The 25338-nt window shown below is 29.0% G+C and carries 33 protein-coding genes and 1 pseudogene; 15 read left to right on the forward strand and 19 right to left on the reverse strand.

The window, feature by feature from the left end; all coding sequences use genetic code 11:
* Positions 1-25: 25 nt before the first annotated feature.
* The 4 genes from CSUB8523_RS02090 to CSUB8523_RS02105 are packed head-to-tail and all read right to left on the reverse strand — an operon-like array spanning position 26 to position 2410.
* A complete protein-coding gene (locus CSUB8523_RS02090) occupies positions 26-685 on the reverse strand; it encodes an RsmD family RNA methyltransferase (RefSeq protein WP_043019470.1) in 660 nt (219 codons plus the stop codon).
* Positions 678-1073, reverse strand: coding sequence for a hypothetical protein (locus CSUB8523_RS02095; RefSeq protein WP_043019471.1), 396 nt, complete (start codon positions 1071-1073; stop codon positions 678-680). The genes CSUB8523_RS02090 and CSUB8523_RS02095 overlap by 8 nt, the downstream gene beginning before the upstream one ends.
* Entirely contained in the window at positions 1057-1761 is a 705-nt protein-coding gene (locus CSUB8523_RS09490; protein WP_052242969.1) for an HdrB C-terminal domain-containing protein, read from the reverse strand. Before CSUB8523_RS09490 ends, CSUB8523_RS02095 begins: the two co-directional genes overlap by 17 nt.
* 10 nt (positions 1762-1771) lie before the next feature.
* Entirely contained in the window at positions 1772-2410 is a 639-nt protein-coding gene (locus CSUB8523_RS02105) for a DUF5644 domain-containing protein (RefSeq protein ID WP_052242970.1), read from the reverse strand.
* Between the two features lie 97 nt (positions 2411-2507).
* Here CSUB8523_RS02105 and CSUB8523_RS02110 point away from each other — a divergent pair, with 97 nt between their 5' ends.
* From CSUB8523_RS02110 to fldA, 5 genes are all read left to right on the forward strand, one after another.
* Positions 2508-3329, forward strand: coding sequence for a thiamine-phosphate kinase (locus CSUB8523_RS02110; RefSeq protein WP_043019472.1), 822 nt, complete (start codon positions 2508-2510; stop codon positions 3327-3329).
* Positions 3298-4431 (forward strand): tRNA pseudouridine(13) synthase TruD, encoded by a 1134-nt coding sequence (gene truD, locus CSUB8523_RS02115; protein ID WP_082019361.1) that lies wholly within the window; start codon positions 3298-3300, stop codon positions 4429-4431. The genes CSUB8523_RS02110 and truD overlap by 32 nt, the downstream gene beginning before the upstream one ends.
* Positions 4432-4516: 85 nt before the next feature.
* On the forward strand, positions 4517-4834 hold the full coding sequence (locus CSUB8523_RS02120) for a DUF2325 domain-containing protein (RefSeq protein ID WP_039662997.1): 318 nt from the start codon (positions 4517-4519) through the stop codon (positions 4832-4834).
* A 1-nt stretch (position 4835) separates the two neighbouring features.
* Positions 4836-5528 carry a hypothetical protein gene (locus CSUB8523_RS09495; RefSeq protein WP_052243651.1) on the forward strand — a complete coding sequence of 231 codons (693 nt, stop codon included), beginning with the start codon at positions 4836-4838 and terminating at the stop codon, positions 5526-5528.
* On the forward strand, positions 5529-6020 hold the full coding sequence (gene fldA / locus CSUB8523_RS02130) for a flavodoxin FldA (RefSeq protein ID WP_043019474.1): 492 nt from the start codon (positions 5529-5531) through the stop codon (positions 6018-6020).
* A gap of 142 nt (positions 6021-6162) precedes the next feature.
* Here the strand turns inward: fldA and CSUB8523_RS10385 are convergent, their stop codons facing one another.
* From CSUB8523_RS10385 to gap, 10 genes are all read right to left on the reverse strand, one after another.
* A complete protein-coding gene (locus CSUB8523_RS10385) occupies positions 6163-6279 on the reverse strand; it encodes a hypothetical protein (protein WP_235362588.1) in 117 nt (38 codons plus the stop codon).
* Between the two features lie 36 nt (positions 6280-6315).
* Positions 6316-6567: a hypothetical protein gene (locus CSUB8523_RS10390; protein WP_043019475.1), complete on the reverse strand. Its 252-nt coding sequence runs from the start codon at positions 6565-6567 to the stop codon at positions 6316-6318.
* Positions 6568-7193: 626 nt separating this feature from the next.
* A complete protein-coding gene (locus CSUB8523_RS02140) occupies positions 7194-7601 on the reverse strand; it encodes a pyridoxine 5'-phosphate oxidase family protein (protein ID WP_043019476.1) in 408 nt (135 codons plus the stop codon).
* Complete coding sequence (locus CSUB8523_RS02145) at positions 7594-8304, reverse strand: EI24 domain-containing protein (protein WP_043019477.1); 711 nt, start codon at positions 8302-8304, stop codon at positions 7594-7596. Before CSUB8523_RS02145 ends, CSUB8523_RS02140 begins: the two co-directional genes overlap by 8 nt.
* A complete protein-coding gene (gene dut / locus CSUB8523_RS02150) occupies positions 8301-8993 on the reverse strand; it encodes a dUTPase (RefSeq protein ID WP_043019478.1) in 693 nt (230 codons plus the stop codon). The genes CSUB8523_RS02145 and dut overlap by 4 nt, the downstream gene beginning before the upstream one ends.
* Positions 8994-9006: 13 nt before the next feature.
* Positions 9007-9555 carry an invasion antigen I gene (locus CSUB8523_RS02155; protein WP_039663011.1) on the reverse strand — a complete coding sequence of 183 codons (549 nt, stop codon included), beginning with the start codon at positions 9553-9555 and terminating at the stop codon, positions 9007-9009.
* A gap of 127 nt (positions 9556-9682) precedes the next feature.
* Positions 9683-11317 (reverse strand): hydrogenase small subunit, encoded by a 1635-nt coding sequence (locus CSUB8523_RS02160; protein WP_043019479.1) that lies wholly within the window; start codon positions 11315-11317, stop codon positions 9683-9685.
* 2 nt (positions 11318-11319) lie between these two features.
* Positions 11320-12000, reverse strand: a complete 681-nt coding sequence (locus tag CSUB8523_RS02165) for a triose-phosphate isomerase (RefSeq protein ID WP_043019480.1) — start codon at positions 11998-12000, stop codon at positions 11320-11322.
* Positions 11997-13199, reverse strand: coding sequence for a phosphoglycerate kinase (locus tag CSUB8523_RS02170; RefSeq protein ID WP_043019481.1), 1203 nt, complete (start codon positions 13197-13199; stop codon positions 11997-11999). Before CSUB8523_RS02170 ends, CSUB8523_RS02165 begins: the two co-directional genes overlap by 4 nt.
* A 1-nt stretch (position 13200) precedes the next feature.
* Positions 13201-14196: a type I glyceraldehyde-3-phosphate dehydrogenase gene (gene gap, locus CSUB8523_RS02175; protein WP_043019482.1), complete on the reverse strand. Its 996-nt coding sequence runs from the start codon at positions 14194-14196 to the stop codon at positions 13201-13203.
* 59 nt (positions 14197-14255) lie between these two features.
* On the opposite strand from gap, the gene nadD reads away from it, so the two are divergent.
* From nadD to CSUB8523_RS02200, 9 genes are all read left to right on the forward strand, one after another.
* Complete coding sequence (nadD, locus tag CSUB8523_RS02180) at positions 14256-14801, forward strand: nicotinate (nicotinamide) nucleotide adenylyltransferase (RefSeq protein WP_043019483.1); 546 nt, start codon at positions 14256-14258, stop codon at positions 14799-14801.
* A gap of 13 nt (positions 14802-14814) precedes the next feature.
* Positions 14815-15138, forward strand: a complete 324-nt coding sequence (rsfS, locus tag CSUB8523_RS02185) for a ribosome silencing factor (RefSeq protein ID WP_043019484.1) — start codon at positions 14815-14817, stop codon at positions 15136-15138.
* 14 nt (positions 15139-15152) lie between these two features.
* Positions 15153-15503, forward strand: a complete 351-nt coding sequence (locus tag CSUB8523_RS02190; RefSeq protein WP_043019485.1) for a tetratricopeptide repeat protein — start codon at positions 15153-15155, stop codon at positions 15501-15503.
* A gap of 97 nt (positions 15504-15600) precedes the next feature.
* Entirely contained in the window at positions 15601-15759 is a 159-nt protein-coding gene (locus tag CSUB8523_RS10020) for a hypothetical protein (protein WP_158336961.1), read from the forward strand.
* Positions 15760-15770: 11 nt separating this feature from the next.
* On the forward strand, positions 15771-15899 hold the full coding sequence (locus CSUB8523_RS10535) for a hypothetical protein (RefSeq protein ID WP_256378640.1): 129 nt from the start codon (positions 15771-15773) through the stop codon (positions 15897-15899).
* Positions 15900-16016: 117 nt separating this feature from the next.
* Positions 16017-16190, forward strand: a complete 174-nt coding sequence (locus tag CSUB8523_RS10670) for a hypothetical protein (protein ID WP_417903411.1) — start codon at positions 16017-16019, stop codon at positions 16188-16190.
* Between the two features lie 101 nt (positions 16191-16291).
* The gene (locus CSUB8523_RS10600) at positions 16292-16426 is read left to right on the forward strand and encodes a tetratricopeptide repeat protein (protein WP_335334107.1); all 135 of its coding nucleotides are present in this window, start codon (positions 16292-16294) and stop codon (positions 16424-16426) included.
* A 203-nt stretch (positions 16427-16629) separates the two neighbouring features.
* Positions 16630-16860, forward strand: coding sequence for a tetratricopeptide repeat protein (locus tag CSUB8523_RS02195; RefSeq protein ID WP_043019486.1), 231 nt, complete (start codon positions 16630-16632; stop codon positions 16858-16860).
* 288 nt (positions 16861-17148) lie between these two features.
* Positions 17149-17505, forward strand: coding sequence for a CDC27 family protein (locus tag CSUB8523_RS02200; RefSeq protein WP_043019487.1), 357 nt, complete (start codon positions 17149-17151; stop codon positions 17503-17505).
* Here CSUB8523_RS02200 and CSUB8523_RS10605 read toward each other — a convergent pair.
* The 5 genes and pseudogenes from CSUB8523_RS10605 to CSUB8523_RS02220 all read right to left on the reverse strand — a co-directional run bounded on the left by CSUB8523_RS10605 (position 17476) and on the right by CSUB8523_RS02220 (position 24147).
* A pseudogene (locus CSUB8523_RS10605) lies at positions 17476-17886 on the reverse strand (DUF1090 family protein). The gene CSUB8523_RS02200 and the pseudogene CSUB8523_RS10605 sit on opposite strands and share 30 nt — an antisense overlap.
* 163 nt (positions 17887-18049) lie before the next feature.
* Positions 18050-18427 (reverse strand): HIT family protein, encoded by a 378-nt coding sequence (locus CSUB8523_RS02205; protein WP_039663032.1) that lies wholly within the window; start codon positions 18425-18427, stop codon positions 18050-18052.
* Positions 18428-18470: 43 nt separating this feature from the next.
* Positions 18471-19862 carry a class II fumarate hydratase gene (gene fumC / locus CSUB8523_RS02210; protein ID WP_043019488.1) on the reverse strand — a complete coding sequence of 464 codons (1392 nt, stop codon included), beginning with the start codon at positions 19860-19862 and terminating at the stop codon, positions 18471-18473.
* 127 nt (positions 19863-19989) lie between these two features.
* A complete protein-coding gene (gene glmS, locus CSUB8523_RS02215; protein WP_043019489.1) occupies positions 19990-21789 on the reverse strand; it encodes a glutamine--fructose-6-phosphate transaminase (isomerizing) in 1800 nt (599 codons plus the stop codon).
* Positions 21790-21792: 3 nt separating this feature from the next.
* The gene (locus tag CSUB8523_RS02220; RefSeq protein ID WP_043019490.1) at positions 21793-24147 is read right to left on the reverse strand and encodes a hypothetical protein; all 2355 of its coding nucleotides are present in this window, start codon (positions 24145-24147) and stop codon (positions 21793-21795) included.
* A gap of 119 nt (positions 24148-24266) precedes the next feature.
* Between CSUB8523_RS02220 and mqnE the strand changes: the two genes are divergently transcribed.
* Positions 24267-25337 carry an aminofutalosine synthase MqnE gene (gene mqnE / locus CSUB8523_RS02225; RefSeq protein ID WP_043019491.1) on the forward strand — a complete coding sequence of 357 codons (1071 nt, stop codon included), beginning with the start codon at positions 24267-24269 and terminating at the stop codon, positions 25335-25337.
* Position 25338: the final 1 nt, after the last annotated feature.

Here is a 25338-nt window from a genome sequence, read left to right on the forward strand (position 1 = left end):
AATTAAAGCAAAAAAAGTTCCAAATTTATATAAAGGAGTAAAAACTCAGAGTGGTTGAGCCAAATTTTCTTTCTTTATTTTTTTCATAATTTTGTATTTTAGCTGGAGTTTTAAAAGTGCTATGATGTTCTATGATGATGATTTTTACATTTGAATTTTGTATATTTTCTATCAATTTTAAAGTTTTTTCATAAATATCAAAAAAACCTTCTCTAATATCAAAAGGTGGATCAAGGTATAGAATGATATCCTCTTGAGAATTTTGAATGATTTGAGGAGTTTTTTTGAAAGTATCATCATTAAAGCAAATGGTGTTTTGATCAATATTGGAAGCATTTTTTAAAGCGATTTCATAAGCCTTTTTATCTTTTTCTATAGCATAACTTTTTAAGCAACCATTACTTCTTGCTTCTAGTGCCATTAAAGCACTTCCACCAAAAGCTTCTATGAAAACCTTATCTTGCAATGAAAAACGCAAAACATTAAAAACACAAGATTTTACTATACTTTTGGTGCTTCTTGTGGTATCTAAACTAGGAAGTAGAATTTTTTTACCCTTGTAAATTCCGCTTTCTATGCTAGTGTAAATTTTAGGTACTTTTTTGGCGTTAGATTTTTTCTTTTCTTTTTCTTTATAGGAATTTAAAAAATCTTTTACACTTTGATATTCTTGTGTTTTATACATTATTATTTTCTTCTTTGATGAGATTTTTAAGTTCTGCTTTGTAAAGATCAAACAATGCATCGATTTTTTCGTGACTTTCTTGACGTAATTGTTCTAAGATAGCTTCGCATTTTTGATTCATGATTTTTTTCTCACGCATTGCTATTTTGTAGGCAATATTTTGCAAGCTTGCATTAAAATCATTTAAAGCATTGAGTAACTCTTCCATACTAAAAGGTAAGGTTAGGAAGTTGGATTTTTTATTGATGATAAATTGTGGCTTTTGTGTGTTAATTTTTTCATCACATACTAAAAAATCACAATCTTTCTTTAAAACTAAAAAATCTTTTAAAGCAACTTCTAGAGTTTTTTCTAAAATTAAATCCTTACATTCAAGAGCGATTTTCATTGATTAAACTCACCTTTAATTTGTGTTTTTTTAAAGTGTATGGTACTATACCTAGGGCTAAATTTGCAAGCTCTGCAAAACTTAAAATATAAAAATCTTCAAAATTTCTATTTGAAATTGTTTGTAATTCTTCATAGCATTTATCAAACATATAAAAAGAATAAAAATCCTCAACTACTAGAAAATCACAGCCACCATCATAAGCATCTAAAATAATTGCAGCTGAGCTTTTGTAGGCTAGTTCGGCATTTAAATTTAAAAACCTATAACCACAGCTTTTGTATTTTCTTTCAAAATCTATTGTTTTTGCTTTAAGTATTTTAGCAAGCTCTAAAGAACAGCTCGCATTAGAAAATCCTTGATATATACCTATATTAAATTGTTTAAAAAAATGTTTAATATGTTCTTGTTTGATATGATCTAAAAAAATCTTTGGAGCATATTGGATTTTTTCAATTTTACTCATAATTTCATAAGAGCTATATTCGCAAGCTAAAATATTATCCTCATTCATCATTCTTGAATATTCATCTAAGATATCTTTTGGATCATAATCAATAATAAAATAATTTTTACCCAAAGGTTTTTCACATAATGTGTTTTGAACTCCAACTTTATCTAAAGCATCTTTGATAATATCAAAATAACAAAATAAATCATTATTGCTATTGGTATAGATTTTATACATTATTCATTCCTTAAAAAATACTTCTTGCAAGGCCTGATTTTACAAGCATAACTTTTAATTCTTTAATATAAGATTCATAATCAAGCTCATTTGAAGAAATAAAATTTTTAAATTTTGTGTGATAATAAATTCCCTTTTCTTCATCTGCGACTAGTTTTAAAAATTGTGGTGCTTTTTCTGGGTATTTAAGTAGCATTTTATAAGCAAATATAAAAAAGCTATCTCCTAGATATTCAGGTAAAAATTCTCTAACTTCGCTTGTATAATATAAAAAGTCATATTGTTTATAAAGCTCTACATCGTGTACATCAATAAGCCCTTTAAAAAGTTCGAGTTTCTCTAAAAAATCACTTTTATCCATGATTAAATCTTTGGTTGCTCTTTTAGTGTCAAGTGGTTCTATGATGAGTTCTTTTCCAAATTTTTCAATGATATTATTTAAATCTCTTCTTTGTCTAATGGCAACTTGGTTGATTTTAATGCAACTTTCTGGATTTTCTTCAAAGTCAAAATATATATCATCTTTTTTCACTTGCATTAAAATATCATAAACACTTTTAAAATTTTTACTATCATAAACATAAGGTTTATAATAAGCTAAATAATCACTATCTTTATCAAAACGAAAAATTCTTAAAGTTATTTGCATATTTTATCCTTGGTATTATTTTTCATTATATACATTTTAAACTTATAAAAATTTAATTATTATATAAAATTAAAAGCTTTTTGTATAAAATATTCACATGGATAAAGAAAAATTTATTATCAATGCTTTTGCTAATCCTATCAATGGAGATGATGGGGCAATCATCGATGGATATTGTTATTCTAAAGATTTATTTTGTGAAGACGTGCATTTTAAACGCTCTTGGATGAGCTTAGAGCAAGTTGGAGCAAAGGCTATGCTTGTTAATATTTCTGACGCAATTATTATGAATGCTACGCCAAAATATGCTCTTTTAGGGCTTTCTTTGCCAAAATGTTTAGAAATGAAACAAGTTAAAGCTTTGCAAAAAGGTTTATTAGATAGTGCAAAAGAATTTGGGGTGCAAATTATAGGTGGAGATACCATAGCGGATAATAAAATCAATATTAGTGTAACTATTATTTCTAAGGTAAATAAAAAGGCTATTTTTAGAAAAGGTTTAAAAAAAGGAGATTTGCTTGCCTTTAGTGGGAAATTAGGTGAGAGTTTAAAAGGGTTAAATATTTTATTTCGCGGTGGAAAATTGCATTCCAAACATCGTTTTATAAAACCAAATTTAAGGCAGAATTTTTTTTATGATATAGCAAAAAAAGTTAGAGTGAGTATGGATATTTCAGATGGTTTAAACAAAGACTTATCAAGAATGTTGTTTCAAAACCAACTTAGTGTAAAATTCCTTAAAAAATTAGATAAATTTAGCTTAAATAGCGCAGAAGAATATGAAATTTTATTTGCTTTTGATAAAAAACATAAAGCATTTATACAAAATATGGCAAAAAAGCATAGAATTAAACTAAATATTTTTGCAAAAACAACAATAGGAAGGTATAAATACTATGGAAAAGAACATCATTTTTAAACCCTTGTATACTTTAAAACATAGTCCAATAAATGTATATTTTTCAAAAAATAGCAATGATTTTGTAGTAAGAGAAAGGTCTTTGTATGAATTTAGTGGAAAAGGTGAGCATTTAATTTTACATATACAAAAAAAAGATCTTAGTACTAGTGAAGCTTTGAGAATTTTAAGTGAGCATAGTGGTGTTAAAATGAAAGATTTTGGTTATAGTGGTCTAAAAGACAAGCAAGGCTTGACTTTTCAATACATTTCTATGCCCAAAAAATACGAAGAGAGTTTGAAAAATTTTAAACATGATAAAATGAAAATTTTAGAAAGTTTTTATCATGATAATAAACTTAGAATAGGACATTTAAAAGGTAATTCATTTTTTATAAGATTAAAAAAAGTTTCAAAAGTAGATACTTTAAAAATAGAACAAGCTTTTAAAAATATCCAAGAACAAGGTTTTGCTAATTATTTTGGATACCAACGTTTTGGTAAATTTCAAGATAATTTTTTACAAGGATTAGAAATTTTAAAAGGCAAAAAAATTAAAAATAAAAAAATGCAAGAATTTTTAATTTCTGCTTTTCAAAGTGAGCTTTTTAATAGATATTTGAGTAAAAGGGTGGAATTATCACATTTTATTAATGATTTTTGTGAAAAAGAAATAAAGCAAATTTATGGTTTAGAAAAAGAAGAAATCAAAAGTTTAAAAAATCAAAAGCAGTTTTTTAAGCTTTTAAAAGGTGAAGTTTTAGGACACTATCCTTTTGGCAAGTGTTTTGTATGTGAAGATTTGTCAAGTGAAGTAGAAAGATTTAATCAAAAAGATATTAGTGCCATGGGACTTTTAATGGGCTCTAAAGCTTATGAAGTAAATGGAGGCCTAGCTAAAAAATTAGAAGATGAGATTTTTTCTTTTGTATATGAGTTTAAAGATAAAATGCAAGGTTCAAGACGCTTTATGTGGTCTTATTTGCAAGATTGTAAAAGTCATTATGATGAAGAAAAAGCTCATTTTACTTTGGAATTTTTCTTACAAAAAGGATCGTATGCTACGGTAGTTTTAGAAGAAATTTTACATACAGATATCTTCGAACAAAACCATAATATATAATTAAAAATTGATATTGAGTATCAGAAAAAATTTATCTTTTATATATTATAATAACAATTATCATTTTTATAAAAAGGAAAACTCAATGTCAGTTTTGGTTATCGGAGCAGATGAAATAACTCCAATTAAGGCAGTTTTAACAAATTTAGGCGCGAAAAATATAGAGCATTGGGATGCTAGAAATGAAAATAGGGTAAATAGAAAACCTATTCCACAAAATACTGAATGTATAGTTATGCTTACTAGTTTTTTAAACCATAATACTATGAAAAAAATCAAAACAGAGGCAAAAAAACGCAATATACCTTTAGTTTGTGCTAAACGCAGTGTAAGTTGTGTTTATTGTGAATACTGTAAGGTTTTTGGTCTTGATCAAACATATGAGTGTACAAAGAAGGCTTAATATGTTTGGATTTAATGATAAAGAAGAATTTATACCTAAAATATTTAGAGATTTAGAGCAAAAAAGTATTAATCATATTTTTTTAAATTTATACAATTCTTTGGTTGAAGATGATCTAAAAATACCTTATATCTATACAAAAAAAGCTGGCTGTTTAAGGAATATTTTTGAGTTAAAAATTCAAAATATGAGTATAGAAAGGACTTTGAGATTTAGCAAAATAAAACATTTTTGTCCATATTCTCATAAAATCATCAAAGCTTATAAAGAAGGAAATTTAAGTAAAATACAACTTGAAGCAAAGATGCCAAAATATGCTTTAGCTAAATTAATACAAAATGTGTTTTTATCATCTAGTTTTACTTTGCCTTTGCAAGTTGCTTTTGAGGCTTTTGTATATGATAAAATTTGTAAAAGCAATACCAAATCCAAAGTAACGATTTATAAAAACATCATCATTATCAATGAAAAAACAGCGGTTATGCCTTTATTTTATAAAGATAATGATAAAGATATAGAGCTTGCTTTACAATTTATAAAAGATAATTCTTTTGAAAGATTTTATATTGTGTATCCAAGAAATAAAAATTTCACTCAACACAAAGAAATAAGATATTTTTTATGTGAAAATAATAAAACTTTGCTAAAATTAGTTCCCTATACTATTAATAATCAAATTTTAAGGAGATATTAAATGTCAATAGCAGTAATTTATGGTAGTTCAATGGGTAATACCGAAGGTGCGGCAAACATGATCGCTCAAAAATTAGGAATTTCAGATATATTAAATATTGCAGATATTGATGCAGAGAAAATTAATTCTTATGATAAATTAATTTGCGGTACTTCTACTTGGGGGAGTGGAGATTTTCAAGATGATTGGGATGGTTTTGATTTTTCAGCTTTAAATCTTAGTGGAAAAACCGTTGCAGTTTTTGGTATGGGAGATAGTGAAAGTTATTCAGATACTTATTGCAGTGCTATGGGAAAACTTGCTCAAGCTTTAAAAGCAGCAGGTGCAAATTTGATAGGTGCTGTTTCAACAGGTGGTTATACTTTTGAAGCAAGTGATGCAGTAGAAGGTGATAAATTTGTAGGACTAGCATTAGATAATGATAATCATGAGGATTTAACAGAAAGTAGAATTGATGCTTGGTTAGAGCAAATTAAACCTTCTTTTTCTTAAAAATTAGATGCCTAAAAGGCATCTTTATATTTATTTTTTAGTTTCACTTAGTATATCTTGTACTAAAGAATCTACTTCATCTACAATGGTATTGGTTTGTATAGCTGTTGGGAGTTTTGTTGTGTGAGTTTTTCTATAGTAGCTACTGATTCGTTATTTGACTAATATCATCTGCTTCTTCTTTTATAGCTTCGCCCATATCACTTATAGATTGATCTAAAGTTCTTTCTGCTAAGTTTCTAACTTCTTCAGCAACAATGGTAGAGCCATGTCCATGTTCACCTGCACGTGCGCTTCAATAGTTGTTTAATGTAAGCAAGTTTATTTTTCTAGCAACATTTATAGAATCTTTATTGGTTTTTGTGTTTTTACTTGGAGCTTCTTTAATGATGTGGATATTTTTGCTAATCTCATCAGCTATTTCCCCAAATTCATCTTGGGTTTTAAGTTTGATAGGATGAGTGTCTTTGTGATTCAGATAGTTAAAGAAAATTTGTAATTTTGATGAAATAATAGTAATTGGTTTAAGATTATAAGAAATAATCATTCTAATGAAAATCAAAGTAATAAAAATAGCAATCGAAGAAATAATGATTTACTCTATTAGCATTTGTTCAGCTACATCACTATAAAAATCATAATCAGCAACAACTACTCTTATAACCTTCCCACTTTTTATAATAGGATTAGCATAAGAGAAATAGTTGGTTTTTTCGTGCTAGATGATATATAATGCTCTGTGATAATTAACTCTCTTTTTTTCTTTAGCTTCTTGATACCATCCTCTAGTCCTAGAATCATATCCGCTTTATGGGGTTTGGTTATTGCCATTTGATCTAAATATAGATCCATTTTCAAAACCTAAAGATTTTAATAAACTAGTAATATATTGTGCTGAATTTAGATTGTGTTTATTTTATTTGATATATTTTGTTAGAGATTAATCACATTGAATCTATAAAACACATAGTAGTGCTACAACGAAGATACAAACTAAAAAGGCTATTTTGTTGTAAAAATTACTTCTTAGCAGAAAAGAACATTTTTTCTCCTTAAAAAGCCAAAAATTGAGGCTTTGTGGTTATAATAATTTATGTGCTTTTATTCAAAAAATATTTAAAAATTTATAAATATAGTTAATTTTTGTTAAAAATATTATATTTTGAAGTATTTTTAAATAAAAAATTCTAATTTTTTAGAAAGTAAAATTTTATTGTCAGTATATTTTGCCCATTGTATATTTAAAGCAAAAATAGAAGCTTTGGCTAATCTTGCAAAAGGAAAAGCGTGATAGTAAAGTACTTCTTGTTCTTTGGATGCAGTTTGAAAATGTGCTTTAATTTGTACGCCTTTGATGAGGTTGATCACATCAGTATCCAAGGCTATGTTAACTCCGACATTGGGAGTTTTAAGAGCAAGTTGAATATGTTTAGTGTGTTCTTCACTAGCAAAAATTAAGGATAAATTTTTATCATCAAAAGCATAATAACAACTCGCGCAATATACCCCTCCATCATCATCAAGCATGCTGAGGGTGAGAAGTTTTTGAGATTGGATAAAAGTTTTTATTCTTTTATCCATTATTGTTGGCTTTTAAATTTAAGATTTTTTGATAGCTTAAATGTGTTAAAAATATTACATAAAATACTTGCAAAAATAATCCAAACAAAGGAATACTTGATAAAGTGAAAAATACCAATGTACTTATTTTAAAATACAAAGGCGAAGAGTTTTTATAAAAACTATCAAAAGAAGATTGGTCTAAAACATTACTAAGGACATCTAGTAATAAGAGCTTATGAAATAAATAATAAAAAACAGCATAATAAATTACAATGCTAACAAAAGGTATAATCAGTAAAAAAGTTGCCACAGCAAGTAGCAAGCAAAAAATAAATAAAAATTTAAAGCTTTTAAGTAGAACTTCTAGAAAATGAACTTCTTTTTTGATGAGATGATTGTAGTATTTTTGATTGATTTTTTTGACAATATAAGGTGTTAAAAATGAAATAATTAGCATTGTTAAAAATACTGAAGCAAAAACTACAATAAAAAAACCTCCAATTGCACTTAAAAATGCAAGTGAAAATTGCACTATAGAGAAGCTAAAAAACCATGCCATAAAAGAGCCACTTAATGCACTATCGATATAAGAAAAAAAGACATCATAAGTATAAAAAACTAGCAAAGCTAAAACAAGCAAACTTAAAAGAAAAGGTAAAATGGAAAATTTTAAAAAAGGCTTGCTAAGAAAATCTTGCAAGCTTAGGTAAAAGATATTCATTTGATTTGATTGTAAGCTTCTTGAAGTTTTTGGTAAATAGCATTATACTCTAAAGTTTGTTTTAAAATTTGATTTAAAACTTCGTTATCCTCTATGCCATTCCATGTTTTTTTATAGCTTCCATCTTTATAACCATTTTCTTGTCTAAATTGATTTAAGATATTTTTTCCAATATAGGTTTTATAAAGCTCGAAGAAATTTAAACCGCATTTTCTAGCTAATACAAAATATACGCTTAAAAGTTCGCCCAAATCATAATCAAAACCACTGCATTTATGGATAATAAGTTCAATATCATTTAATATTCCATAGACATCAGCCTCGCTTGGATTAGGAGTTTCTTTACAAAAATCATCAAAAAAAGTTACAGAAGAAACTTCTTCTGCGATAAAATTTTTATCAGTGATTTGTTTTTCTTTGTACTCTTCTAAGATTAAACTCAAGATAAAATGCCATATGTCAACAATCTCAATGCGTACATTATCCCAGTTTGCAGGCGTATGTATACTTTTCCAATGTTTCCAAGCAAAAGAATCTACAAGTTCGGCACACTCCATATAAATACATCTTCTAAAGCTGATTAATTTTCCTTCTTTGGTATAGCCATTTTCCCAACCTATACCGTTGGTATCATCATTAAGTTTTTGTTGGAGTTCGAGCATGCTTTTTAAAATATCTTTTGCTTCCATTTGTTTTCCTTTTTTATGCATAAAATCCAAATTCTTTGTTTTCTTCCTCTTTTGCTTTCTCTTCTTGGCTTTTGTATTGTTCCCAAATTTCTTCTAATAATTTTGTGCTATCTTGGAAAATTTGTTTTTTAATGTCCGCAAGATCAGTTTTTCCCATTTCTTTATTTAAACTCTTATCCATGGTATTAAATAATTCGTGTAAGGTTGCTTTTTTATGTTCTTCATCTGTTGATTCAGGTAAAGCGTTGCCAATCTTCATCGCAGTAGTTATAATTTCTTTTGGTTTTAAAGTTCCTACTCTTGAGTTTTTCATAAACTCATCGATTTGAGGTTGTACTTTTGCAACAGCTTCTTTGATTTCTTCAATTTCTTCTTCTGAAAGCTTGCTTCCACTATATGAAAATGAAAAGCCAAATTGATTTCTTAGGCTTAAAGTAGCAGAGTTGCCATCTCTGTCGAATTTTGCCTCTTTTTTGTCATACATTGAAAAAGAAAGATGATTGCCGTTTTTTGTTTTTATATCCATGGAAAAATTTTGAGAGTTGTAGCTAGAAATTTGCATATTATTCCTTTCAAATCATGATTAAAAGCTATATCGGCAATTTATTTTAAAATTAAACAAAAATTTGCAAAATTTTAACTTTGCAAATTTCAAATATTAGGGAGATAAATATTTTAACATTAAGTCGTTAAATACTCGTTAAATCCCAAAATATTTTTAATAATTTTTCATGATGGGAGTGTATGAGAATTTGATCTTTTTGATGCTGGTTTTTACAGGCTTTTAAAGCTTGTTTTAAATGTTCTTTTAAAGAAAAAACCAATCCAAAAGTAATGGCTTCTTTATCTAAACCACCTAAGATGTAGATTAAAGGCATACGCAATGATTTAGACACATCAAGTTTTGCTTGATCGTTAATGGTGGTTTTGAAGTCAAACTTACTTGGGTGTTTAAATTTATAAGCTAAAGCAAGATCCAAAAATTCATCAATATTTTCTAGCTTTTTCCCACTGATAAATGGATATATAAAATAAAATAAGTCCAATACATTTGTGCTAGTGATGCTTTCATCGCTATAATTTTCTTGTATGAAGTTATAATGTGACTGAAATTGCTCTTGAAAATTTTGCACTAAACTCATCGCTATTTTAGTTTTTGCAAATTGATTTAAAAAAACCTTAGGGTTAGCTTCAAAGCTAAAATCTAGAAAGTTATTTTTATTTTCATTATAATAAAAAATTCCACTGCTATCGCTACTTAAATCTAATAAGATATTTTTAGAATTAAGTTCGTTAATAGAAGTATTATGAATTACTTCTGTGGCGAGTATACTAGAAAAGTCATTATATGCAAATTCATTGCTCATGGGTTTTTCATAAAAACCAAAATCGTCCCAAAAATTTTCTTCACTGCAAGCAATACAACCATGTCCTGCAGCAACAGGCCAAGATGTTTTGGAGTTAAATTTAACTTTAGGACAATTGTTATAAGCATAAGGTCCTTTGCAGCCTACTTTAAAAAGGCAATAGCCTTGTTTGATATTCTCATCATCAAAACTTTGAGCGAAATTTCCTGCTTCGAATTTTGCTTTTCTTTCACATAAATCATGGAGACATTTTCCATACAAAGCCAAAGGCCTATTTTGAACATCTAAACTCATGTCTTGTTCAAACAGTATATAAAAACAAAGTGCAGCAATAATGTTAACATCACTTGGAGGACAACCCGGGATATTGATCACTTTTTCTTCTAATACTTTAGAAATTCCTATGCTTTTAGTAGGGTTTGGATGTGCTGCTTGAATTCCTCCATAGCTTGAGCAAGTTCCCATAGCAAAAATAGTTTTAGCATTTTTAGCACATTTTTGTAAAATTTCATAACCATTTTCACCATGTGCTCCTATGGTTAAATAAAAAGGATCTATTGCGCAAACACCACCTTCGACGGCCAAAAGAAAGTCTTTTTTTTCTAAAACTTCCTTTAAATGCGATTCTGCTTGGTGTCCGCTTGCACTCATAAAGGTTTCATGATATTCTAAGGAAATGAAGTCAAAAATTAGATCTAAAAAGTCAGGCAATGAAGTTCTAAGTAAACTTTCACTACACCCTGTGCACTCGCTTAAATGAAGCCAAATAAGACTAGGCGGAGTGTGAAGTTGAAAATATCTATGTGCTAAAGCGCTAAAATCATTTGGCAAGCCTAAAATTTTAACGATAGAGCTAACCGCTTCTAGTGAGATATTTTTTTTCTCTTTGTGTGAGTTTTCCAATAGAGCAATTTTATGCTCTAAAATACTTTTTAATTCTTCATTGCTTAAAGACATTTTTAACCTTTGGCTATTTGTATCATATTGAAAAATTCATCTGCTTTTAATGCAGCTGAACCTACTAACACTCCATCGCAATTTTTTAAAGCACAAATGGCCTTAATGTTGTTTTGATTTACGCTTCCACCGTATAAAAGTTTAGCTTGAGTTGATTGTCTTAAAAAATCAAGCACGGTGTTGATATCATCAAGATCTGCACTTACTCTTGTGCCTATTGAGTAAATTGGCTCATATGCAATAATCAGTTTTTCATAAGTTAAATCAATATTGCCAATTTGTTTTTTTAGAAAATCCAAGCTTTGTTTGGAATTTTTAGTTTCTAAACTCTCGCCTATGCAATAAATGATGTTAAAGTCAAGAGTTTTTGCAAAGTCGAATTTAGCCTTTAAAAAGCTTTCATCTTCATTTAACGATCGTCTTTCAGAATGGCCTATTAAAACACTTTTGATATTAAATTCTTCTAAGTGAATTCTACCTATTTCTCCTGTATAAGCTCCATTTTCGCAAGGATAAAAATTCTGCGCACCTTGTTGAAAGATAAAATTGTTTTTTAAAAAAGCTACATTAGGAGGGAAGATGAAAACTTCATCTTCTTGGTTGAGTTTTTGGTTTAATTCTTGAGCGTAAAGTTCAAAGCTTGATCTTGTATGATTGCACTTTAAATTTGCTGCAAAAATCATTCATTGTCCTTTATCGTTAAAGGTTTTACGCCAGGAAGATCTTTGCCTTCTATAAGCTCTAATGAAGCACCCCCACCAGTTGAAATGAAAGTCATTTCATCAGCATCACCTGCTCTTGCTACAACATCAGCAGTATCACCACCGCCTATTACGGTAGTTGCATGAGATTCGCTGATATAGTGACTCATTTTTATACTACCTTTTGAAAATTTATCAATTTCAAAAACCCCCATAGGCCCATTCCACCATATAGTTTGAGCATCAGAAAGTGCTTCTTTAAACAATCTTACACTAGCAGGACCTATATCAAGTCCCATCCAACCTGCTGGAATTTCTTGCGCAGGAGTATATTTCATCACTGCTTCTTGGGAACAAGTTTGTGCTGCTGTAACATCCACAGGAAGATAAATTTTTACTCCTAGATTTTTACCTTTTAAGAGAATTTTATTTGCTTCTTCAATTAGATCTTCTTCTAAAAGTGAATTTCCTATATCATAGCCTTGAGCTTTTAAGAAAGTAAAGGCCATACCTCCGCCTATGATGAGTTTATCTACTTTTGGAAGTAGATTAGTTAAAGCTTGTAGTTTCCCACTTACTTTAGAGCCACCCACTACTGCCACAAAAGGACGCGCAGGATGTTTGATGAGATTGCTTGCAAATTCTATTTCTTTTTGAAGTAAAAAGCCTGCACCTTTGCGTGTATTGTCAAAGTATTTTGTAATAGCTTCAACACTTGCATGGGCTCTATGACAAACTCCAAAAGCATCGTTGATATAAACTTCAGCCATAGAGGCAAGTTCTTTAGCTAGGTTTTCATCGTTATTTGTTTCGCCTTTTTCAAAGCGTAAATTTTCTAAAAGCAAAATTTCACTCGGCTTTAACTCGCTTGCTTTTTTCTTTGCATCTTTGCCTATAACATCTTTAGCCATGATGACTTCTTTGGCCATTAAGCGTGCAAGTCTTTTTGCAACTGGTTCTAAGGAGTATTTAGAAGCTATTTCTTTTGGGCGTCCTAGGTGTGAAGCTAAAATAACTGCACAACCATTATCTAGACAATACCTTATAGTAGGGATAGCTGAACGAATACGACGATCATCGGTGATGTTTAAAAATTCATCTTGAGGCACATTAAAGTCACATCTAATAAATACTTTTTTCTTTGCAAGATCAATATCTTTAATCGATAAAATACTACTCATCTTAAGCCTTTGCTATAAATACTGCCATATCTACTAAACGAGAAGAATAACCCCACTCATTATCATACCAAGCAACCACTTTTACAAAGTCATCGCAAATTACTTGAGTAAGATCGCTTGCTACGATCGCACCATAAGAACAAGTAATAAAATCACTTGAAACTCTTTCTTCATCATCTACTAATAATATGCCTTTTAAGTTGCTTTTTGCTGCTATTCTAAAGGCTTCGTTGATTTCTTCTTTGCTTACTTTTTTCTTTAAAGTTGCAGTTAGGTCTACAGTTGACACATCAGCTACTGGTACACGCATGCTTTGACCGTGTAATTTTCCATCAAGCTCAGGCATAACAAGTTTCATAGCTTTTGCAGCACCGGTTGAAGTTGGAATGATATTTTGAGCAGCTGCACGTGATCTTCTTTTATCTCTTGCTTTTGCATCGATAATGCTTTGACCATTTGTATAAGCATGGATAGTTGTCATTAAACCTTTTTCTATGCCGAAATTATCTTGTAAAACTCTACAAATTGGGCCCAAGCAGTTAGTTGTACAACTTGCATTTGAGATAATACTTTCGCCTTTGTATTCGTGAGCATTTACCCCTAAAACATAAGTTGGAGTTTTATCTTTTGCTGGAGCGCTCATGATAACTTTTTGCACCCCATGGTCTAAAAATCCTTGACATTTTTCTATGGTTAAATGTGCGCCAGTACACTCTAGTACAATTTGCGCGCCATATTTTGCAAAGTCTAAATCCGCTACATTTCTACTTTTTAAAACTTTTATTTTTTTATTATCAATTATTAAATCATCGCCATCATTTTCAACACTACCATCATATACCCCATGAACAGTGTCGTATTTGAAAAGATATTTTGTGAGTTCAATATCAGTGGTATCATTAATCGCCACAAGTTCGATATCATCGCGCTTCATGATAATTCTTGCAACACATCTTCCAATGCGTCCAAAGCCATTTATTGCAACTTTTACAGCCATTTTCATTTCCTTTTTATGATTAAGTGGATAAAATTCTACTAAAAAAAGGTTAAACTTTAATGAAAATCGCACTTTTTGGTGGTAGTTTTGATCCGCCTCATTTAGGACATAATGCTATAGTCTTAAATGCCTTAGAAAATTTAGAGCTTGATCGACTTATAATCATGCCTACTTTTATCAGTCCTTTTAAGCAAGAATTTACCGCAGATGAGCAAAGACGCTTAAAATGGTGCAATGCGATTTGGGGGAGTTTAGAAAGGGTTCAAATCAGTGATTTTGAAATCACTAAAAAAAGACCAGTACCTAGTATAGAAAGTGTTGATTTTTTATATAATCATTATGAAATTTCTCAATTTTATCTTATTTTGGGAGCTGATCATTTGCAAAGTCTTGAAAAATGGCATGAATTTGAAAGATTGCAAAATTTGGTAGAATTTGTGATAGCTAAAAGAGATGGTATTTTTATACCAAGGCACTTTAAGACTTTGGACACCAAGGTGGATATTTCTTCTTCTTTTATAAGGCAAACCTTACAAACAACACAAGTTTGCGAGCAAATCAAAGAAGAAGTTAAGCTTTATTATTCTAAATTTAAAAATATTTAACAAAAGGAAAAAAATGCAAGAAAGAATTAATAATATTGTTCAAATTTTAGATGATAAAAAAGCAGATTTGATAGAAACTTTTGATATGCAAGATAAGGATTATTTTGTTAAATTTGTAGTGATTGCTACTACTATGGGGGAAAGACATGCGCTTTCTTTGATAGATGATTTAAAAACTAGTCTTAAAAGTAAAGGTGAGGAGTTTTTAAATATAGAAAGTAGTGAAGAATGGACTGTGCTTGATTTAGGTGATATTTTGATTCACTTAATGAGTGAAACTTATAGAGCAAAATACAACATAGAAGAATTTCTAAAAAGCTTAAATAAAGAAAAATAAAACTAGGTTTGAGATTGGATAGTTTAATCACTGAGTTATCAGAATTAGCAAAAGAACATTTTGAAAATTCAGAATTTGAAAAATGTGATACAATTTTAAGCGAGCTTATTGCTTTTTGCAAGGGTGAAATTACGCTTGCGCAAGATGGTAAGATGATTTTTATAGATGATGCAGATAAAGAGCGTTTGCTTTTAGAAGCTTATTATAATAGAGCACTTTGTAGATTTAATTGTTTGAAATTTAAAGAAGCATTTGAAGATACGACTTTAGCTATAAAATTTGATTCTAACAATGTATTTTTGTTTAATCTTTTAGGTTTATGTAATTTTAAATTAGATTTTACAAGAAGCACTTTTAGTTTTTAATAAAACTATAGCACTAGATAATGCATGTTGTTTAGTATATTTTAATAGGACTAGGGTTCATATACTTTTAGATGAACGCACAAAAGCTTTAAAAGATTTGCAAACTTGTATTGATTTGGTTCCAGAATATTATGGCGCTTATTATATCAGAGCTATTGCTTTACTTAGCGTTGATCCAAAACAAGCTTTGCTTGATTTTAAAAAGCCTCAAGATTTAGGTTTTGAATCCTCACAGATTTTTTATTTCAAGGTGTAGCTTGTGAGAATTTGGAAGATTATCAAAAAGCTATAGAATTTTTTACTAAGACGATTGAGCAAGATGAGAGTTTTGCTGATGCATATTATAAAAGGGCTAATAATAAGCGTAAAGTTGATGATTTAGAAGGGGCTTTGTAAGATTGTTTAAAATCCATTGAATTAGATAATGAAAATGCTATGGCGTATTTGATTTTAGGGTATATTTATAAAGATTTATAAAAGATAGAATTATCAATAGATGCCTTTAAAAAATCAATCGATTTAGATGAAAATTTACAATATCCATGTTTTGCATTAGCTGGAGTTTTATATGATTTGCAAGATTATGAACAAGCTTTGAAATATTATGATAAAACAATCGAACTTTATGAAGAATATACTCAAACTTACATTAATAGAGGTATACTAAAATTAATCTTGAAAGAATAGTAGATGCGATTTTAGATTTTGATTTAGCAGCAAAGTATTATGAAAAAAGAGTTAAAGAACATAGCTTTTCTCTACCAGAATTAGAAGAATTTGAACACGCAATTCCTTATGGTTTTTATCATTTGGGCAATACTTTGTATGAGACAAATAAATACGAAGAAGCTTTGATAAGTTATGAAAAAACTTTAAAATTTCAAAAAGAATATCCTGATGTTTTTATAATAGGGCTTATTTAAAATCTGATCTTGAAAAATATGAGGAAGCTTTAGAAGATAGTGAGTTAGCTGTTGAGTATTATAAAAAATAAAATAATACTAAAAATTATGCTAGAGCTCTTTTTCAAAGAGCTTGGATTAAAAGTAAACTTGAGGGATTTCAGCTATAGATGAATATAATGAGCTTATAAAATCATAAGGATTATATTGATTTAAAAGATGTGTTGTTTAAAAGAGCATATTGTGCAAAAGAGCTTGAATCTTATGAAGAGTTGATAGCTTATTGTGACGCAGTACACAATGTGGATAAAAATAATTTTAAACTTTATCTTTGGCAAGGAATTGCTAAATATAATTTAAGCTTAGAAGAAGAGGCTATAAAAGATTTAAATAAGGCCCTAAAAATCGATAAAAATCACAACGAGGCAAAGTATTATAAAGGGGCTTTGTTATGAAGATCTTTATATGCTTGAAGAAGCTATAAAATGCTATGATAGTGTGATTTTAAGTAATGAAAAGGATGAAAAAGTTTTTTTCATAAAGCAAAATGCAAAAGAAAACTTGAAAAATATAATGAAGCTTTAAAAGATATTGATGAGTGTTTAAAATAGTAGATGATGTTGCAAAGTATTGGATAGAAAAAGCACAAATTTTAAGCTTTTTAGGAAAATATGAGGAAAGTTTTTCAAATCAGCTAAAAAGCAAGCGAGCTTGAATCAAAATCTTATGAGTCTTATCATTTTATGGGCGCTGTTGAAGTATATTTGCAAGATTTTAAAGAAGCCGTAAAATATCTTAATAAAACTTTAAATTTAAATAAAGATGAAAATTGGATATATTATTACAAAGCAGAATATTTAAGAAATTTGGGTAATTTTAACGATGCGTTAAAATGCTATGAAGATTATCTAAAAATATTTAGTGAAAATATCAAAGCTTTAATAGGAAAAATTCAATGCTTAGAGCAGTTAAAAGAATGCGAGCAGGCTTTAGAATGTACTAAAGAGCTATTAAGTTTTGATAGAGAAAATGAGTTTGCATTAAAATATCAAAATATTTTAATGCAAAAACTAAAACAGCAAAATAAAAAATGGTGGTGAATTTGGAATTAAATTAGAGTTTGTTGATATATTTTTCAGTCTCTTTTTTAATTTTTCTTTTTTTTCTTTTAAAGCTTATTTTTTGTTTTATACTCTATCTTACTCATATAATCTTTTGTTTTTTAATACTTTTAATTCTTGTTCGATTTTTTCTATCTCTTGTTCTTTAAATTTTTAGTTTCTAGTTTTTATTATAAAAAAGAGGATCTTTTGTGCAATCTACTTGAACTTCTTTTAAGGCTAATTTTAGGCTTAAAACTTTTTCTTGATGATTGTAATTTTAGTATAAACTATTTCTTTTTGAATTTGGTCTATTTTGATCTCACATTGTGTGGAAAAAGCAAACGAGCAAAGTGTAAGTAAAAATAACAATTGTTTCATGTGTTAACCTATCTATTTTTTGATATCTTAGTTGAATAGATTGAATAGTTTAGTGATTTTAAAATATGGATTTGATAAATCATTTATTTTTAGCAATTGAAGTGTTAGATTTATAAAAACTAAGCATTATAAAATCAACTTGTCTAATTTTATAAAACATAGTTTACTTAATTTGAATGGTTTTTATTTTTTCAAATAAAATAGAAATAAATCCATCAAAAACAGGTAAATTTAATTCGGTGACTTCTCTTTGTTGTTTTCCCCACATGCATTCTGGAAAAAAAGCGTCTTCTTTAAAGCGTGCCATAACATGAAAATGCACTCTTGGTACGTAGTTTGCAAAGGAAGCTATGTTGATTTTTTCTGGGTTATAATACTCTCTAAGGCTTAATTCGCAAGCTAAAACATATTGAAAAAGCATATTTTGTAAAAAGGTTGGACAATTACTTAATTCTCTGTAATTTTCTTTAGTGAAAATTTTTACCCAAGGAATTTGAGAATTTTCTTTTTCTATAAATAAAAAATCATTTTCATAAATCATATTAACTCTCAAAAAAAGACTAGGTTTGTTTCTAGTCTTTTGATTATTTTTTTGGTCCTATCATTTTTGTAGGATCTACAAATTTAGCAAAATCTTCTTCACTTACTAAGCCAAGTTCCGTAGCACTTTCTTTTAAAGAAATGCCTTTTTTGTGAGCATTTTTTGCAACTTTTGCTGCATTTTCATAGCCAATGTGTGGGTTTAATGCAGTTACTAGCATTAAAGAATTATGCAAGTTAAAATCAATTTTTTCTTTATTTGGCTCTATACCAACAGCACAATGGATATTAAATGAATGCATAGCATCAGCTAATAAATCAAGGCTTTGTAAGAAGTTATAAATAATCACAGGTTTGAAAACATTAAGCTCGAAATTTCCTTGGCTTGCTGCAAAGCCAATAGCTGCATCATTTCCCATAACTTGCACTGCAACCATAGTTAAAGCTTCGCATTGAGTAGGATTAACCTTACCTGGCATGATAGAGCTTCCCGGTTCGTTCTCAGGTATGTTTAGCTCACCAAGACCACATCTAGGACCACTTGCTAGCCATCTAATATCATTGGCTATTTTCATTAAATTTGCAGCTAAGCCTTTCATAGCCCCATGAGTAAAATTAATTGCATCATGGCTTGTTAGGGCATGGAATTTATTTGGACTTGAAACAAATTTAGTGCCTAAAAGATTGCTTAATTCTTCACTCACTTTTTCACTAAGTTCTGGATGGGCATTTAATCCTGTACCAACAGCTGTCCCACCTATTGCAAGTTCTCTTAATGTAGGTAAAGAAGCGATGATTTGTTCTTTCGAGTGAAGTAACATAGAAAGATATCCGCTAAATTCTTGAGCTAAGGTAAGTGGTGTAGCATCTTGAAGGTGAGTTCTTCCTATTTTAATAATTCCTTCAAATTCTTTTACCTTTTTTTCAAAAGTTACAATAAGCTCATCTAAAGCAGGAATAAGTTTTTTCTCTACTTGCTCTACTGAAACTATACTCATAGCAGTTGGAAAAGTATCATTTGAACTTTGGCTCATATTTACATGATCATTTGGATGAACAAGCTTTTCTTTTCTAAAATCTCCACCCATAATTTCAGTTGCACGGTTTGCTATAACTTCGTTTATATTCATATTACTTTGCGTACCAGAGCCAGTTTGCCATATTGCTAGTGGGAAATTATCGTCGAATTTTCCTGCTATAATTTCATCACAAGCTTGTACGATAGCATTTTTTTTAGCATCATCTAATTTGCCAAGTTTATTATTTACTAAAGCCAAAGATTTTTTAAGATTTGCAAAAGCATAAATTAAAACTTTTGGCATTTTTTCACAACCAATTTTAAAATTTTCAAAACTTCTTTCAGTTTGTGCTCCCCAATATTTATCATTAGGAACTTTAATCTCTCCCATAGTATCGTGTTCGATTCTGTATTCCATGGCCTTTCCTTGTAATAAAATAAGTTGTGATATTTAAACTAAATAAACCCTAAAGTTTGCTTATAATTTAAGAAGTATTTATGGAAATTAAAAAAGAAAGTGTAGTTTTTTCAAAACTACACAAATATTATTCTACTGTAACACTTTTTGCTAGATTTCTTGGCATATCTACATCGTTGCCAAGTCTTATAGAAACTTCTAAAGCTAGAAGTTGTAAGATTACCATCATTTCGAAAAATTCGCACATATAGTGCTCTTGTTTTGAAGTTTTTATAAAATCATCACTTAAATCAAAATCAAGTGGAGAGATAGCAAGTAAAGTAGAATCCCTTGCAGCAAGCTCTTCGACATTGGATTTTGTTTTTTCATAAAGACAATTTTGTGGCATTAATGCAACGGTAAAAAGCTCACTATCTGCTAGAGCAATAGGTCCATGTTTCATCTCTCCTGCAGGATAGCCTTCAGCATGTAAATATGAAATTTCTTTTAATTTTAAAGCCCCTTCAAGCGCTAATGGGTAAAATACATCTCTTCCTATAAAGAAAAAGCCATGGCCATGCAAGTATCTTTTTGAAATTCTATGCACTTTTTCATGCAAGTTTTGTTCAACTTTAACGATGCTTGGTAAACTTCTTAGAGCTTTAATTTCTTTATTCATGTCTAAATTTGCTTTTTGTGCAAGATAAATTGCTAACATCCATAAAGTAGCAACTTGAGTAGCAAAAGCTTTGGTTGAAGCTACACCTTTTTCAATGCCCGCTCTGGTAAGTAAAGATATATCAGCCAAACGTACGATGTTAGAATTATCCACATTACATATTGCTAAAGTTTTAACTCCTTGTGCTTTTACTATTTTTAAAGCTTCTAATGTATCTGCTGTTTCTCCACTTTGAGAGATTACTATAAAAAGAGTATTTTTACCTATAATAGCTTCTCTGTATCTAAATTCACTCGCAACTTCTACTTTAGTTTTAATCTTTGCAAGTCTTTCAAGTAAGTAAGCACCGCTTAATGCTGCATGATAACTTGTACCACAAGCACAAAGTGTAATTTCATCTATATTTTGTAACAGTGATTCATCTATATCTTCAAATACAATTTGATCACCCTGTAAACGACCCATGAGTACTTCGCCTAAAACTCTGCTTTGCTCGTAAATTTCTTTTTCCATGAAAAATCTATAACCATCTTTTTGAGCATAACTTTTATCTTGACTTAAAGCTACAAAGGTAGGTTGGATGCAAGCTTGATCATGACAAATTTTACATTCATTTAAATTAACATATCCATAATCTCCATCTTCAAGATAAGCCACTTTATCAACCAAAGAAACTAAAGGAGCATCACTTGATGAAAAATAATATTCATTCTCATTACTATTTTTTCCGATGATGAGTGGTATGGCATTTTTAGCAAAATAAATTGTATTTGGATCTTTTTTGCTTACAAGTAATATAGCAAAAGCACCTCTTAATCTAGATATAGTTTTTTGAAATGCTTCAAAGGGTTCTAAATTATTCGCATAGTGTTCAAATAAATGTACAATAACTTCAGTGTCAGTCTGGCTTAGAAAATTAATGCCTTCTTGTGTGAGTTTTGTTTTTAATTCTTGGTAATTTTCTATGATTCCATTGTGGATTACGCAAGAGTATTGACCTAAGTGTGGATGGGCATTGATTTCAGTAGGCTTGCCATGGGTTGCCCAGCGTGTATGACCTATGGCAAGACCAAAGCCATCGCTACTAAAATCAGTTGTTTTATTGGCCAGGTTTTCTAATTTTCCAACCGCTTTAAAAAAATCTAACTCCCCATCTTTCATCACTGCTATACCAGCGCTATCATAGCCTCTATATTCAAGTTCTTTTAAGCCTTCTAATATGATTTTTTTCTTTTCTTTAGTTCCGATGTAGCCTACTATTCCACACATGTTTTACTCACTTATTAAGGATTTAAGAATTTGATCTTTATGATCTTGCAAACCTTCATTTTTGTGCAAAATCAAAATATTTCGCGTTCTTTCTTTTATCGTTTGAATTTTTGCTGCACTTAAGATAGTATCATATCTTGCAAGTACATCCATCACATAAGCCATTAAACCTTTTTGATCTTTGGTATTTAGGGTTATTTTGGCATAGCTTTTGGAATAATTCATATCTAATTTTAATTCATCTTTTTTAATGTTTGGTTTTTTTGCTTTTTTTTGTACTTTTAAATGCAATTTAGAATTAAGTAAATTTTCTAAACTTTGTTTTTGGGTATCACTTACTATATCTGAATATTCAAATTTCAGATAAACTTTTTCCTCAAATAATTCAAAAAAACTCATAAAGACTAAATTTAAAGAACTTAAAGTGTTGAGTATATTTTCAAGATTATTTTTTCTATTCATTATAAGTTCTAGAGTAAAATTATCTTGATTATCAAGCCAAAAAGTAAAATTTTCTTTTTGCGCAATCTGTGTTATTTTAATGATTTTTTCAAAGCTATTTTTGATGAAAAAGAGATTGGATTTAATATGAGTGATATTATTTTGAGTTTGTTCATCAAGATCTAAAAAAGCCTTACTTCTTTTTAGAGTTTGTTCTTTTTTTACCCTTCTTTGACTCTCATCAATTAAATTCTCATCCTCAAAGCCTTCTAATGCATTTTGAAACAATCTTTCTAAACTTTTATAATAAAAATGATTTTCTATACCCAAAGCTTTAGCATTGCAAAAAGATAAAAGATACAAGATTTTCAAGGTTTTGATATCACTTAGTTTGGAGATAAAATTTAAAACAATGGTAGAATTATAAATATCTTCTTTTTCTATGATATCTTTAAAGGTATTAAAGTTTTTAAATAATCTTAGTCCAAAATCTAAAAGTTCATTTTCTACTTGAAATTTCCCCACATAAGCCCTGTAGATATTAGCTAGAGAAATTTCATTTTCTTCGTGAATAGCACTTAAAAGTATAGTGAGTTTAATGATTAAAAGTGTATTTTTCTCAAAATCATAATTTTTTGCTTCGAAGTATTTTAGGCAAAGCAAAGCCCTGTCTAATGCGCTATAAATTCCTTCTTCTTCGAGTAAAAATTTGCTTTGAGTAAGAGGCTTACAAAAATCTTTTAAGATATTTGCATCAGCAAGAAGCTTTAAGATACTATAAGAGTGATTCCTTTCTAAGATTTTTTTAAATAGCTCTAAATTTTCTCCATTATTCTGCGCTCTTTTTAAGGCAAAAACAAATTTAATGTCAAAGTTATAAGATTTATCATCTAATTGCAAAAGTTCGTTTAAAATCAAATTCAGCTGATATTTTTGTTCTAAGATGTCTAATGTATCATCTTGATCTTTATAAAAATTATATTCTTTATAGTGTTTTTCTTGGATACACCTTACTAAAAAATGTGTGTAAATTCCACATGTTTGCATGCTTTGCATGGCTTTTTGGATAAGTATGGATTTAAGATCTAAATTTTTCTTTTCTTTTTTATGCATTAAGTTAGCAAGTTCTTGTGAATTTTGTATTAAAAATAAATTGGTATTTTTACCTTCTAAAAAATTCATTGCACATTTGAGCGAAAATAAAAAATCACTCGCAAGTTTAAATTCACTAAATTCTTTTTCATTGATAAAATTAAGCATATAATTTTTGGGAGAATCTTTAAATAAAATATTTAAATTTTCTATATTTAGCTGTTCATTTAACCCACCAAAGTTTTTATTAATATCAAATTCTTGCTTAATTAAAGGTTGATAATAAGGATTAAATTCTTGCAAGATTTTTAGAGTAAATTCTTCTTTTAGCTCATCTTGTGCTTGAGAAATTTTTTCTTTGATTTGTTTGAATAAAATCTTAGATCCGCAAATATAACGAAATTGCAAAATATCTTGTTTTAGCTCATTTTTGGCGATATTATAAAGTCCATTTATTTCACAAATTTGATAGTTAATACTTAAACCAATATCGTTTAAAGAAGTGATAAATGCTTTCATTAAGGGTTTAATATTATAAGCTTTTATATCTTTATAGATAAGCAATAAATCGATATTTTCTTTTATGCTTAAATTCATTTTAGCATATTGTTTAATAGCAATAATACAAAAAGGAATTTTGTCATTATGCGGAAAATAATCATCAAAAAAATCATTTAAAACAAGCTTATAAACATCTTCTATAAAACGATCAATTTCTTTAGAGTGATAAAAACTAAATGAACCTTGTTTTAAAAAAAGTCTAGAGCAATGTACTTCATAGTTTTTTAAAGAATTTTTGAATTTTTGAATTTTTTGTATATTCATTTTTGAAAATTATTCCTTGCTTTAAATTTTTATTAATATCATACCAAAAATACTTTGTATTAAATTTTAAGTAAGTAGAAATTATAATTGTAGTTTTAAATTTAAAATATGGTAAAAATATGCAAACAATTATAGAAAAACTTGAAAATCAAGAAAGATTGAATGAAAAAGAAGCAAATAAGCTTTGGGATCTTGAGCTTTTTACTTTGGGCAAATACGCACAAAGAATTCGCACGAACTTACACGAAAAAAAGGTTTATTTTAATATTAATCGTCATATTAATCCTACTAATATATGTGCAGATACTTGCAAATTTTGTGCTTTTTCAGCACATAGAAAAAATCCTAATCCTTATACTATGACACATGAAGAAATTATGAAAATTGTTGATGAAACGGTTCAAAGAGATACCAAAGAAATTCATATTGTTTCAGCACACAATAAAAATACATCATGGCAGTGGTATTTAGAAATTTTTAAAATGATTAAAGAAAAATATCCATTTCTGCATATTAAGGCTTTGACTGCTGCGGAGATAGATTTTTTAAGTAGAACCTTTGGTATGAGTTATGAAGAAGTAATCAAAAAAATGCTTGAATATGGCGTAGATTCTATGCCGGGTGGTGGAGCTGAAATATTTGATGAGGAAGTTCGAAAAAAAATCTGCCACGGTAAAGTAAGTAGCGAAAATTGGCTAAAAATTCACAAACTTTGGCATGAAAAAGGTAAGCAGAGTAATGCAACTATGTTGTTTGGGCATATAGAAAGTAGAGAAAATAGAATTAACCATATGATTAGATTAAGAGAACTTCAAGACCAAACGGGTGGATTTAATGCCTTTATTCCTTTGGTTTGGCAGCAAGATAATAGTTTTATCACAGGAAAAAAACCTCTAGGTTCAGTAGAAATTTTAAAAACTTTAGCTATTGCAAGGATAGTGCTTGATAATATCAAAAACATCAAAGCTTACTGGGCGACTATGGGTATAAATTTAGCTATGGTGGCTCAAGATTTTGGTGCAAATGACTTAGATGGTACTATAGAAAAAGAAAGTATACAAAGTGCAGGTGGTGCAAAAAGTTCAAATGGACTTAGCATGAAAACCTTTGTGGAGATGATTCAAAGTTCAGGTTATATTGCTGTAGAGCGTGATAGTTTGTATAATGAGTTAAGAACATATCAAGGATAAA

This window comes from Campylobacter subantarcticus LMG 24377, assembly GCF_000816305.1.
GTDB lineage: Bacteria > Campylobacterota > Campylobacteria > Campylobacterales > Campylobacteraceae > Campylobacter_D > Campylobacter_D subantarcticus.

Bases quoted from the DNA above. Each gene is read 5' to 3' on its own strand.
- fumC (WP_043019488.1), bottom strand. From the start codon at position 19,862: ATGGAATACAGAATCGAACACGATACTATGGGAGAGATTAAAGTTCCT.
- gap (WP_043019482.1), bottom strand. From the start codon at position 14,196: ATGGCTGTAAAAGTTGCAATAAATGGCTTTGGACGCATTGGAAGATGT.
- CSUB8523_RS02170 (WP_043019481.1), bottom strand. From the start codon at position 13,199: ATGAGTAGTATTTTATCGATTAAAGATATTGATCTTGCAAAGAAAAAA.
- CSUB8523_RS02140 (WP_043019476.1), bottom strand. From the start codon at position 7,601: ATGGATAAAAGAATAAAAACTTTTATCCAATCTCAAAAACTTCTCACC.
- CSUB8523_RS02105 (WP_052242970.1), bottom strand. From the start codon at position 2,410: ATGCAAATAACTTTAAGAATTTTTCGTTTTGATAAAGATAGTGATTAT.
- CSUB8523_RS10390 (WP_043019475.1), bottom strand. From the start codon at position 6,567: ATGATTATTTCTTATAATCTTAAACCAATTACTATTATTTCATCAAAA.
- nadD (WP_043019483.1), top strand. From the start codon at position 14,256: ATGAAAATCGCACTTTTTGGTGGTAGTTTTGATCCGCCTCATTTAGGA.
- CSUB8523_RS02095 (WP_043019471.1), bottom strand. From the start codon at position 1,073: ATGAAAATCGCTCTTGAATGTAAGGATTTAATTTTAGAAAAAACTCTA.
- CSUB8523_RS02165 (WP_043019480.1), bottom strand. From the start codon at position 12,000: ATGATTTTTGCAGCAAATTTAAAGTGCAATCATACAAGATCAAGCTTT.
- glmS (WP_043019489.1), bottom strand. From the start codon at position 21,789: ATGTGTGGAATAGTAGGCTACATCGGAACTAAAGAAAAGAAAAAAATC.
- CSUB8523_RS02205 (WP_039663032.1), bottom strand. From the start codon at position 18,427: ATGATTTATGAAAATGATTTTTTATTTATAGAAAAAGAAAATTCTCAA.
- CSUB8523_RS02155 (WP_039663011.1), bottom strand. From the start codon at position 9,555: ATGCAAATTTCTAGCTACAACTCTCAAAATTTTTCCATGGATATAAAA.
- fldA (WP_043019474.1), top strand. From the start codon at position 5,529: ATGTCAATAGCAGTAATTTATGGTAGTTCAATGGGTAATACCGAAGGT.
- mqnE (WP_043019491.1), top strand. From the start codon at position 24,267: ATGCAAACAATTATAGAAAAACTTGAAAATCAAGAAAGATTGAATGAA.
- CSUB8523_RS02220 (WP_043019490.1), bottom strand. From the start codon at position 24,147: ATGAATATACAAAAAATTCAAAAATTCAAAAATTCTTTAAAAAACTAT.
- CSUB8523_RS02145 (WP_043019477.1), bottom strand. From the start codon at position 8,304: ATGAATATCTTTTACCTAAGCTTGCAAGATTTTCTTAGCAAGCCTTTT.
- dut (WP_043019478.1), bottom strand. From the start codon at position 8,993: ATGGAAGCAAAAGATATTTTAAAAAGCATGCTCGAACTCCAACAAAAA.
- CSUB8523_RS09490 (WP_052242969.1), bottom strand. From the start codon at position 1,761: ATGTATAAAATCTATACCAATAGCAATAATGATTTATTTTGTTATTTT.
- rsfS (WP_043019484.1), top strand. From the start codon at position 14,815: ATGCAAGAAAGAATTAATAATATTGTTCAAATTTTAGATGATAAAAAA.
- CSUB8523_RS02090 (WP_043019470.1), bottom strand. From the start codon at position 685: ATGTATAAAACACAAGAATATCAAAGTGTAAAAGATTTTTTAAATTCC.
- CSUB8523_RS02200 (WP_043019487.1), top strand. From the start codon at position 17,149: ATGGGCGCTGTTGAAGTATATTTGCAAGATTTTAAAGAAGCCGTAAAA.
- CSUB8523_RS02110 (WP_043019472.1), top strand. From the start codon at position 2,508: ATGGATAAAGAAAAATTTATTATCAATGCTTTTGCTAATCCTATCAAT.
- CSUB8523_RS02120 (WP_039662997.1), top strand. From the start codon at position 4,517: ATGTCAGTTTTGGTTATCGGAGCAGATGAAATAACTCCAATTAAGGCA.
- CSUB8523_RS02160 (WP_043019479.1), bottom strand. From the start codon at position 11,317: ATGTCTTTAAGCAATGAAGAATTAAAAAGTATTTTAGAGCATAAAATT.
- CSUB8523_RS09495 (WP_052243651.1), top strand. From the start codon at position 4,836: ATGTTTGGATTTAATGATAAAGAAGAATTTATACCTAAAATATTTAGA.